This is a genomic window from Hamadaea sp. NPDC051192 (assembly GCF_040682475.1).
GTDB lineage: Bacteria > Actinomycetota > Actinomycetes > Mycobacteriales > Micromonosporaceae > Hamadaea > Hamadaea flava.
On record NZ_JBFBAZ010000013.1, the window covers coordinates 1 to 11,572 of the forward strand.

Annotated in this window: 5 protein-coding genes and 1 pseudogene; 4 read left to right on the forward strand and 2 right to left on the reverse strand. The window is 70.8% G+C overall.

Features of this window, described 5'->3' with window-relative positions:
• From AB0M47_RS08150 to AB0M47_RS08165, 4 genes and pseudogenes are all read left to right on the forward strand, one after another.
• Positions 1-448, forward strand: a pseudogene (locus AB0M47_RS08150) (hypothetical protein); the annotation flags it as partial.
• A gap of 161 nt (positions 449-609) precedes the next feature.
• A complete protein-coding gene (locus AB0M47_RS08155) occupies positions 610-3,510 on the forward strand; it encodes an AAA family ATPase (protein ID WP_363410325.1) in 2,901 nt (966 codons plus the stop codon).
• 283 nt (positions 3,511-3,793) lie between these two features.
• Entirely contained in the window at positions 3,794-6,310 is a 2,517-nt protein-coding gene (locus AB0M47_RS08160; protein ID WP_363410328.1) for a carboxypeptidase regulatory-like domain-containing protein, read from the forward strand.
• A complete protein-coding gene (locus AB0M47_RS08165; RefSeq protein WP_363410331.1) occupies positions 6,307-9,054 on the forward strand; it encodes a hypothetical protein in 2,748 nt (915 codons plus the stop codon). The genes AB0M47_RS08160 and AB0M47_RS08165 overlap by 4 nt, the downstream gene beginning before the upstream one ends.
• 115 nt (positions 9,055-9,169) lie before the next feature.
• On the opposite strand, the gene AB0M47_RS08170 is transcribed toward AB0M47_RS08165, so the two are convergent.
• Positions 9,170-11,047: a DUF2075 domain-containing protein gene (locus tag AB0M47_RS08170; protein ID WP_363410334.1), complete on the reverse strand. Its 1,878-nt coding sequence runs from the start codon at positions 11,045-11,047 to the stop codon at positions 9,170-9,172.
• Between the two features lie 110 nt (positions 11,048-11,157).
• On the reverse strand, positions 11,158-11,514 hold the full coding sequence (locus tag AB0M47_RS08175) for a nucleotide pyrophosphohydrolase (RefSeq protein ID WP_363410337.1): 357 nt from the start codon (positions 11,512-11,514) through the stop codon (positions 11,158-11,160).
• Positions 11,515-11,572 lie beyond the last annotated feature (58 nt).

The window sequence follows — 11,572 nt, forward strand, 5'->3', positions numbered from 1 at the left end:
CACCCCCGGCTCCCGCATCACCGCCGCCATCCCCGCCATCACCCTCCTCCTGGCCATCGAAGTCCTCTCCCGCCAAGGCAAACCCAAACCCGAACCAACCACCCCCAGCCGATCCCGCAAACGGCCGACCGGACAACCCCCGGCCACCACCCCACCCGACCGGCCACGAGCCGCCAGCCGACCCACCGCCACCACCACCCCGACCCCACCACACACCCACGGCCAACCCCCGGCCACAAATACGCCACCAACAGCACCGCCACCCCCCAACGGCCACCCGCCCTCCTCCACAGCCCCGTCGCCCCGCCGGCGGCCACTACCGGTCAACACCGCAACCAAAGTGGCCAACCTCCTCGCCGACAACCCCCACGCCGACACCACCACCGTGGCCACCCAACTCGGCATCTCCACCCGCACCGCCCGCCGACACCTCGCCGCCCTGCGATGAAGCTCCAAGGCATACGTTGACCTAGCCGTCCGGCGACCGCGTTGGCCGGGCCTCGATCGGAGCAGTCACCGAACCAAGGACAACCGCCAGGCGCACGGAAGCTCGTCTGCGAGTGGCCGGGGGCTTCCGTTGACGGTGATCAAAGGGCAAGCTGGTGGATCATGGCCGGCTCCCACCCGATCGCCGCGCCCCGGCTCGTCGGCCGCGACCGCGAGCTGGCGGCGCTGCAGGCGTTCATCCACGGTGACGCCCCGCGCGGCGAGGCGTTGGGCGGCTCGGGCGTCGCACTGGTCGAAGGCGAGGCGGGAGTGGGTAAGTCCCGGCTGATCCGGGCTGCCCTCCCGACGTACAGACCGGAGGAGGAACACGGGCGGTACAGACAGGATGGGCCGCGCGTGCTGCACGCGGTCTGCCCGCCCTTCCGGGAACCGCTGACCCTTGGCACCATTGTGGACGCCCTCCGGCAAGCGGTCGACACCCCGCAAGGCCTGGAACTGACGCCACTCGCCGGCGCGCTGCGGCCCGTATTTCCCGAGTGGACGGATCATCTGCCGCCCGCGCCGGAGCCGGTCGCGGATCCGTCCGCGGCGCGACACCGGATGCTGCGTGCGCTGGCCGAGCTGCTGGCGGCGTTGGGCGTACGGGTGCTGGTGGTCGAGGACGTGCACTGGGCCGATCCGGCCACACTGGAATTCCTGGTGTTCTTGGCCGCTCGACCGGCCGCCGAGGTCGCGCTGGTCGTCAGCTATCGGCCCGAGGACGTGCCCCCAGACTCGCTACTGCGGCGGCTGTCCGCGCGCGCTACGCTGCGGCTCGAACTCGCGCCGCTCAACATCGCCGACACCGCCCGGCTGATCTCGTCGATGCTCGGCGGGGAACCCATCTCGCACCGTTTCGCCTCGTTCGTGCATGAGCGTACGGAGGGGGTGCCGCTGTCGGTCGAGGAAGCGGTCCGGCTCATGCACGCGCGCTCCGACCTCGTGCGCCGTGACGGCCGGTGGGTCCGGCGCCGGCTCACCGGCATCGCGGTGTCCGCGACGGTCCGGGACGCGGTCGGCGAGCGCGTCGACCGGCTCGATCCACAAGCTCGCCAGCTCTTGTACGCGGCAGCGGTGCTGTCGGCGTCCGCTACGGAGGTCGTCCTGACGCAGGTCGCTGGGCTGTCCGAGGAGGCTGCTCTCGACGCGACGCTGGCGGCGATGGACTCCGGCCTGCTGGTGGCCGACGAGCGGGGGCGGCTCGCGCACCGGCATGAACTCGCGGCGCGGGCGGTGCACGACGCGATTGCGATCCCGTGGCGTCGCCGCGCTCATGCCCGGGCCGCACAGCTGCTCGAATCCGTCGAGCCGCAGCCGTTGCTCCGCCTGGCCCGCCACCATCGCGAAGCCGGTGACGTCGCCTCCTGGTGCCAGTACGCCGAGCGGGCCGCGGCGCGTACGCTCGCCGCCGGTGACGAGGACGGAGCGGTAGGGCTCCTGCTCGACCTGCTGCTGCACGCGGAACTTGAGGTGCCGGTGGTGCTCCGGCTTGCCCGGATGATCCCGTTGAGCAGCGTCGCCGATCCGGCCCGCTACCGGGAGCTGGCTCGCGTACTGCAGAAAGGAGAAGGCGCTGACGCGGCGGGTGACCGGGCGGAGGCGCTGGCGTTGTCCGGCGAGGTGCTGTTCTACCTGCAGGAGTACGACGCGGGGCGGGCGGCCCTGGAGGCCGCGATGCCGGGGCTGGTGGATCGGCCGGCCGAGGCGGCGCGGGCGATGATGCTGCTGGCCCGGCCGCGTGGGCGCGGTGTGCCGGCGGACGCGCACCGGCGCTGGCTGGAGCGAGCGGCGCCGCTGACCCACGCGTTGGCGCCACCGGACCGGCTGCGGCTGGTGATCGCGAGCGTGACCGCGCGGCTGACCTTGGGCGACCCGGTGGGTTGGGCGGCTGCGGCCGAGATTCCCGACGCTCCGGCGACGCCCGATCTCGCGTCGCTGGTGACCGCCGGACAGCTCAACCTCGGCCACGCCGCTCTCACCTGGGGCCGGTACGCCGACGCCCGCGCCCGCCTCGAGCGCGCCCGAACGCTCGCGGAGCAGCACGAGCATCTGCTGCTGCACGACATGATCGTCACGACGCGGGCGCACGTGGACTGGTTCACCGGCGAGGACTGGGCGGGTCTGCTGCCCCGGGTGGTCGCGTTGGCCGGCGATCCGGCGTTGCAGCCCCTCACCCGCAGCGAGGCGACCGTCGTGATCGGACAGCTGACAGCGGCCACGGGCGATCCGGCGGCCGCGCGGGCGCAGTTCGCGGTGGCGATCGAGCTGGCCGAGCAGGCGGGCGCCGTCGATCATCTGGTCGAGCCGATGGCTGCCACCGCGCGGCTGCTGCTGCGTGCGGGGGAGGTCGGCGAGGCGGTGCGGATCTCCGGCGAGGCCGCGGAGATGATCGAGGACAAGGGGCTGTGGCTGTGGGCTGCCGAGCTGCTCCCCGTACGCCTGGACGCCCTGCTCGCCGCCGGCCGATTCGTCGACGCCGAGCGGCTGCTAGGGGAGTACGCGGCCGGGATTCCCGACGACGCCCCGGCCCAGGCGGCAGCGCTTCGCCTCGGCGAGGCGATCCTGCGACCCGATCCCGATGCGTTCGCCGCCGCTGCTGACGCGTACGCGATCGCAGCGCGGCCCTATGACGCATTGCTGGCCCGGGAACGGCAAGCACTCTGCCTCCTCGATCACCAGCGTGTGGCGCTGCTGGCCGAAACAGCAGAGGGCTTGCGCGCGCTGGGGGCGTCGACCGATGCCGCCCGGCTGCGGGAGACCGCCTCGGCTGTCACGCGAAAGACCCCGGTCGAACCGCGCCGGCGCGGGCGGCCCGGGTACGGGGATCGGCTGTCGCCGCGCGAAGTGGAGGTCGTCCGGCTGGTGGCGGCCGGGCAGACGAACCCGCAGATCGCCGAGGCGCTCACGCTGTCAGTGAAGACGGTCGGCGGGCACATCGAGTCGGCGATGCGCAAACTGCGGGTGTCGTCGCGTACGGCGCTGGCGGTCGCGGCCGTCGAACGAGATCTTCTCGGACCAGCGTAGGGCGGTCCGCGCCCAATTTTTCCGGGGCAGTAGCGGAATTAAACCCGGCATCTGCCGTCTCGTCACCTGCGGCGCACAAGCCAAGACTCAGTGCGTGAGCACCGACGACGAACCGGCACACGGTTCACCGCCACCACTCGCCGACGCCTCTGCCCCCACGCCGCCCGTATCGGAACCCCCTGCGTCTGATGTGGATTCCGCGGACCAGGGCGGGCACGACGACGAGTACGAGCCCCTGTGACGGCTGACCACCCCCTCGACGGCTGACGAAAGGCGTACCCCCATGTCACCACCCCTCTCCGCGCGGCGATGGATCGTCACCGCGCTGACCCTGACCCTCGCCCTCACCTCGGCGGCGGCCTCCGCCATCGCCACCGCTGCACCCGGCGGGACCCACGGAACCGCGGGCCTGTCCGCTGACCCGAGCGTGCGCGACCGCTACACCCCGGCCGACTGCAACCAGCGCACCGCCCCGCGGACCGCGCAGTGCTACGCCATGGTGCTCACCGGCACCGACCACAGCCTGCGGGCCGCCGCAGCCGACGGCCCGCCCGCGACCGCGCTCGGGCCGGCGGACATCCGCGACGCGTACAAGCTGCCCGACGCAGGGCAGGGGCAGACCGTGGCGATCGTCGACGCGCTCGGCAACTCCCACGCCGAGGAAGACCTCGCCGTGTTCCGGGCGCACTACGGGCTGCCCGCGTGCACCACCGCCAACGGCTGCTTCCGCAAGGTCGACCAGCGCGGCGGGACGGCGTACCCGCCGGACGACCCTGGCTGGGGGCTGGAGACCGCGCTCGACCTCGACGCCGTCTCGGCCGCCTGCCCGAACTGCCACATCCTGCTCGTCGAAGGCGACAGCGCCTCGGTCGACGACCTCGCCGCCGCTGTGGACACCGCCGTACGCATGGGCGCCGGTTTCGTGTCCAACTCGTACGGCGTACCGGGGGAGTTCGGCGAAGAGCTGCAGATCGACGAGCACTACACGCACCCGGGGACGGTCATCACCGCGTCCACGGGGGACACCGGCTACGTCGTGAACTACCCGGCGTCCAGCCCGGCCGTCGTCGCGGTCGGCGGAACCAGCCTGACCCGTGACGACTCCGCGCGCGGCTGGCACGAGGCCGCGTGGGGCAGCCCCGCCGGCGGCCCCGGAGCCGGGTCGGGCTGCTCGATCTACGAGCCGAGGCCCGCGTACCAGAACGGTGTGAACACGGGATGCGACCAGCGTGCGATCGCCGACATCTCGGCCGTCGCGGACCCGGCGACGGGTCTGGGGGTCTTCGACACGACGAACGGCGGCTGGCTGCAGGTCGGCGGGACGAGCCTGTCGGCGCCGCTGACAGCGGCCATGTACGCACTCGCCGGCCGCCCGGCCGCCGACAGCGACCCGGTGACGTTCCCCTACCACGACCCGCAGCAGTCGGCGCACCTGTTCGACGTGACCGACGGCGTGGTGGCCGACTGCGGTACGCAGCTGTGCCAGGCGGGGCCGGGCTGGGACGGGCCGACCGGCCTGGGCAGTCCGAACGGCGTCGGCGCGCTGTCCGGCGGACCGCACGGGCGCATCGCCGGCCGCGTGACGGACGGGGACGGCAAGCCGCTCCCGGGCGCCACCGTGAAAGCCGACCCCGGCGCGTACGCGACCACGACCGCGGACGACGGCACCTACGCGATCGACGGAGCGCTCGTCGGCTCCTACACGCTGACCTTCGACAAGTACGGCTACGGCGCGGTCACCGGCCAGAAGGTGACCGTCGCGGAAGGACAGACGGTGACCGCGGACGCGCAGCTGCGTCCAGTCGACAGCAGCATGCTCGCCGGAACCGTCCTGGACGGCAGCGGCCACGGCTGGCCCGTCTACGCGCGGATCACGATCGACGGCTACCCCGGCGGTGCCGTCTACACCGACCCGTTCACCGGCGCGTACACGGTCCGGCTCGTCAACGACCGGGACTACACCGTCCACGTGGCAGCCGTCTACCCCGGCTACACCGCTGATGCGGCTCCGGTGCACCTGGGCGGTGCCGACCTGCGCCACGACGTCCGCATCTCCGCCGACCTGACGGCCTGCACGGCCCCGGGCTACCGGTGGAACGGCTACGAGACGGGCTTCGCGAACCGTTCCGGCTGGAAGTCGCAGGGCTGGGTGTTCGACAACCCGGCCGACCGGTCGCCTCCGCCCGGCGGCGACGACACCTTCGCGCTCGCGTCGGGCAGCGGGGACGCGTACCTGACGTCTCCGGCCGTGAACCTGGCCGGGCAGTCCGCGCCGGAACTGCGGTTCGACAGCGCGTACTACGCCAAGGCCGTCCGGCAGCACGCCACCGTCGACCTCAGCGTCGACAACGGCCGCCGATGGATGACCGTCTGGCGCGCCGCCGACACCAACGTGCTCGGGGCGCAGACCGTGGCCCTGCCACAGGCCGCCGGGCGTACACAGGTCAAGGTCCGGTTCCACTACGAGGCGCGCGACGGCTGGTGGTGGGGCGTCGACGACGTCTTCCTCGGTACGCACTCCTGCGTCGCCGCATCGGGCGGCCTGATCGCCGGAGTCGTGCAGAACACCGGCCAGTCCGGAATCGACAACGCGACCATCGCCGGGCCGACCAGCCGGGCGCTGAGCGCGGCGTCCGACGATCCGGCGGTGCCGCACGGCTTCTACTGGCTCTTCGCGAACGGCACGGGAACCTACACGGCCGGCGCGCAGGGCTACACGACGGTGTCGGGCCCGGTCACGGCCGCGCCGGACAAGGTCACCCGCAAGGACTGGACGCTCACGGAAGGAGCGGCCCGATGAACCACCGCAGACAATCCATGAGGAGGGTGGGCGTCGCGCTTGTGGCGTCGGCGATGCTGGCGAGCGTCACCTCCGCCACGATCAGCGGCACCCCCGCCGCAGCCGCCCGATCCGGTGCGCCGCAACAGTTCACGGCCGCGCAGGCCGGAACCGCCCAGCCGGTCACCGTACCGCTCATCACCGGCGACTCCGTGCGGCTGAGTGCCGCCGGCAAGCCGACCGCAGCCGGAGGACGGGTCACCGCCACCGCCCAGCCGCGTCCAGGCGGCCCCACGATCAAGATCACCGCGACCGGGTCGGCCGGCGGCGTACAGCGGATCAGCGCGCTGCCCGCCGACGTCGCCCGGCTCGGCGCGGCGGTCGACCCAGGGCTGTTCGACGTCACCTGGCTCGCCGACCACGGCTACGCGGCCAAGGACGCCCGCCTCCCCGTGGTCGTCCAATACGCCAGCACCGCCAACCCGAACACCAACTTCCCGGGTGCGACGATCGCCAAGACCAACGCCGACCACACCGCCGAACTCGCCCTCGACCTGGGTCAGGCCGCTTCCTTCTGGTCCGCGGTCGCGCCCGGCGGGCGACTCGGCTCCGGCATCGCGCGCGTCTGGCTCAAAGATCACATCCTCGGGTACGCGACCAGTCCCGCGTACACCGCGACCTATCCCGTGACGGTGACCGTGCATCTGGCGGCCGACAAGGACCACCAGGTCTTCGCCTGCAACGCCGTCCGGACCACGATGTGCGTGATGGGCGTGAACCTCATGGGCATCACCGGCCCGGCCGCCGGTCAGGCCTTCACGGCCAACCTGCTCGGCTGCGCCGACATCGATCCGTGCACCACCTACGGGCTGCAGGCCAACGTGCCGTCAGGCACCTACTGGATCAGCGGCTGGGTGTCGTTCTACCACGACGCGTACGACCAGAACGTCCTGCTGGAGAAGCCGGAGGTGACGGTCGCGGGCGCCACGGACGTGGCCTTCGAGGTGGCCCAGGCCCGGCCGATATCGGTGCAGACGCCCCGGCCGTCCTCCACCTACAACGCGATGCTGCAGGACGCCCGTACGCTGCCGGACGGCCGCTACGCCTCCGACCTGATGTTCAGCTCGTACGGCAACCACCAGTACTGGGTGACGCCGTCCGACCGGGTCTCGACCGGGCAGTTCCGGCTCGAACTCGGCTGGGTGGGCGGGGTGACGCCGGTGACCATGGCGATCGCCGGCAAGGGCGGCCAGGCCCTGCACGCGATGTATCCGTCGTACGCCACCTTCCCCGGCTACCCGATGTACCGGCTGGCCACTCGCGGAACGGCCGGCGTGGTCGCGGCGGGGGAGGGGACCGAGGCCGACTTCGCCAAGGTCAACGCCCGCGGCAAGCTCGTCCTGCTGACCGTCGCCAACAGCACCGGCCTGCAGTGCTTCGGCGGTTCGCTGGGCGCGGTGATGGACTGGCAACTGCAGAACGCCATCCGCGCCGGTGCCGTCGGCGTCCTCATGGACCCGGAGACGCCGTCGGCGACGCCAGGGGAGTTCTGCGCCCTGCCGCTCCGCGGTGACTGGATCATCGGTCAGGACCCGACTCCGCCGATGCCGTTCGTCTCGGTGACGCCGTCCGACGCGGCCGCCCTGCGGGCCCGGCTGGCGAAAGGCGCCGTCAGCGTCGCGTACACCGACGGCGGCACGGCCACCGAGATCTACGACCTGAAGTTCTACGAGCAGGGCGAGATCCCGGCCGACCAGCGGTTGACCGTCCGGTCCGCCGACCTGACCCCGACCAAGGCCGTGTACCGGACCGACACCGCGCAGGACGTGCTGGACAGCCGGGTCACCTCGGCCTTCCAGCCCAACGAGTTCCTCACCGGCGGCGTCGCCGAGCCGTTCGCCGCACCCACGACCCGGACCGAGTACACCGGACCGATCTCCCCTGAACTCGTGCACCGCGACGAGCTTCAGAGCCCCGGCATGTACCAGAGTTCCCTGCGGGTGTACGCCGACACCAACCGGCGTACGCAGGAATGGGCAGCCCGCCCGTTCGTCCCCGGCAGCCCCGCCGAGGTCCCGGACGTGCTCGCCGCCCAGCCGGGCAGCTGGGGAACGACGCTGAACCCGGTGCAGCTGTGCTCCTACTGCCGCCAGGGGAACACGTTCTATCCCATCGGCTACATGGAATCCGACCGCTCCCTGTCCAGCGGCCTCTACGGCTACGACGCCGACTCGGCGCACCTCTACCGCAACGGCGTCGAAGTGCCCCAGGGCTCGGTCGCCGGCCTGGTCGCGTACACGCTGCCGTCGGAGAGCTCGGCGTACCGGCTGGCGACCGACTATCGCCTGTCGTCCTACGGCGAGGTGCACACCCAGTGGGACTTCACGTCGGCCGCCCCCGCGGCGGACCGGCCGGGCGCGGGCTCGATCTGCATCGGCACCCTCGTGTCAGAGTCGACCGACCCGTGCGCCGCTGATCCGCTCGTGTTCGTCGCGTACCACTTCGGTGACACGCCGGCGCGAGGCTTCACGGTCGAGGCGTACCACCAGGACCCGCAGGCACCCCGGATCACCGGAGTGCAGGTCTGGACGAGCACCGACGACGGCGCACACTGGACGTCGGCGACCGTGCGCAGCACCCAGGGCGGATACGCCGTCACGCCGCACGTGACAGGGACGGGTGCGCTGAGCGTACGCGTCGTGGCGGTGGACGCGGCCGGCAACCGCGTCGACCAGACGGTTCTGCAGGCGGTCCGCCTTTCCTGACCGTGTTCTGAGCGCCTCATGATCCGCTTGGATCAGGGAGATCTCTCCTTGATCCAAGCGGATCATGGGCTCTCGGTGCGGTCGAGCGGGACGAAATGGCTATCGTCGCGAGGACTCACCGAAGAAGCGAATGGAAGAACTTCTGAGTCTCTGGGTCCACCGCGTACACGTAGGTGCCTATCATCCCGCGCGTGAGCAGCACCTTGTATGTGTTCCGGATGAGCTGATCGGCCTCCGCGTCGGTGACACTCCGCTTGGCGATCGCCGGATCACGGGATTCTTTGCGCTGGGTGACCAACCGGCCATGCCGGGCAACCAGATCCGGGCCGATGATGACACCGTTCCAGTCGTACTCGAAACCCTGAGCTGTGTAGATGCATCCCACCTGGCCGAACCCGCCGTCGGCGGTGGACCAGAGCGCAGAGGGCGGCGCGTCGCCGACGGAGCGGTCGTTCTTGACGTTCCAGGGCCGGGACCAGCTGCCGATCCGTACATCCGGAACGAGGGTGTCGTCCTTGCGCGGGTCACTCCATGGCCAGCAGTAGCCAGCCGTCATGCGGGCACCGTATCCGCGACCAAGTTCGGTGCCGAGGGTGTGCTCCAGCTCGGTGGGACTGTCGGCGAGGCGTACCTCGAAGCGCTCGTCGGCTGTCCACTGTTCTGGCCCGCCGTCGGCCAGGCCGAGCAGGCGGTTGACCCACACCTCGTAACGGCGGCTGCCGCCGCAGCGGAATTGAGCGTCCAAGTCGACCTGCTCGACGGGCAGCCCGAGAGACTCCGCGTGACCGCGAATCGCCGACACCGTGCCGATTTCGCCGGGGCGTACAACTTGGTGTTCGTCGAGCAGGAAGACCGGCACCCGCGCCGCCGCTATCAGCTCGTCGATCTGCGGGCGGTCGGACCGCAGATCCCGCCGGGTGAACCGGCTGGTCGAGACCTGCCGGATGCGATGCGCTTCATCGCAGATCAGGACGTCCAGGTCGTTGCGCTCGGCGCTCATGAAGTCGTTGAAGTACTTGAACAGGCCCTTGACCCGCGTGGAGCCCTTGCCCACGTGCTGTCGCATGGTCAGCGTGAAGGACCGCGACCCGGTCGCGTGCAACGCGTGGCGGTTCTGCCGGTATAGCTCGCCCAGTACGGAGAGGGCGATCGCGCTCTTGCCGCTGCCAGGTCCGCCGGTGACGATCACGACCTGCTTGCTGTCCGCGCGCCGCGCCTTCTCCACCGCGGTTCGCACCAGCTCGTACGCATAACGTTGCTCATCGAGCAGGATGAACTGTTCCCGGTTCTTGATCTCGTCGGCGGCGACTGCCATGAGTTGTCTCGACGGGCGCACCGCGCTGGACAACAGACGATCCGCGGCCTCGTCACCGGGCTCCTGCGCGAACCGTTCCTTGAGGTACTCGAGGAATTCGTGTCGGCGGGTCTTGCTGAACAGGCGGACGCGGGGATGGTCTGCGCTCGACCGCAGATCGGCGACGTCTCGGTCGGCCGCATTGTGCAGGTACGCCACCCCCGCGACCGCATCTGCGTGGTGTTCGAGGGACGTCACGAAGTCGGTCAGGTAGTCGCAGTAGCCGGCCACCTGGGTGAGCGGGTTCAGTCGGCGCCCGTCTCCGCGAACGCCGTCGACCAGGGCGAGCTCCGGATTGTCCTCGTCAACCTCAGCGCGACTCCACTGCTTCAGTTCGACGATGAGAAACGAGTCCGCCCCCGTACGCCGATCGACTCCGGCGAGTACGACATCGGCCCGCTTGCTCGTCAGCGGCAGCTGATACTCGATCAGCATCTCCAGGTCGCCGAGCCCGGCGTCGACCAGGTCACCGGCCAGGACCGGAAGGCTGCGATCCCAGGACCGCACCTCGGACTCCGACGGACGACGCAACGTCGTCCTGCTTACATGCTCAGCGATCAACTCGCTCAGCCGCCGTTCGAGGGGAGACTCCGGAGACGAGGCGGCAAGACTCTTCGCCGTACGCCGCAGCGCGGTCACAGGCTAACCCCCAGGCAGCACGAATCATCGTGCGGTGGGGGGCGTGTCCGCAGTTCAGCGGAAGCCCGTCGGGCCGCATTTCCTCAGCAGGCCGCAGAATACCAAGCGCGTTAGGACAGTGGGGGAGCCTTGCGCGCCGACCCGTAGTGCGTCGCGGCGTCGTAGCGGCGTTCGTTCTCGTCGAGCTTTGCCCGAGCGGCGTCGAGGAGGTCCACGCCGAGGACGTCAGCCAGGCGCACGAGATAGATGAAGACGTCGGCGATCTCGCCGCGCAGCCGGTCGGCGGCCTTCGCATCAGTCATCACCTCGCGGGCCTGGTCGTCGGTGAGCCATTGGAGCTCCGCGAGAAGCTCACCCACTTCTCCGGCGAGGGCCATCGAAAGGTTCTTCGGCGTGTGGAACTGTTCCCAATCGCGAGCCTGAGCGAACTCGCGAACGCGACGGATGAGCTGGTCAAGATCGGACACACTTCACGATAGCGCCGCAGGGAACGAGGGTGACGTCTGTACCGGACCGGTGAATGTG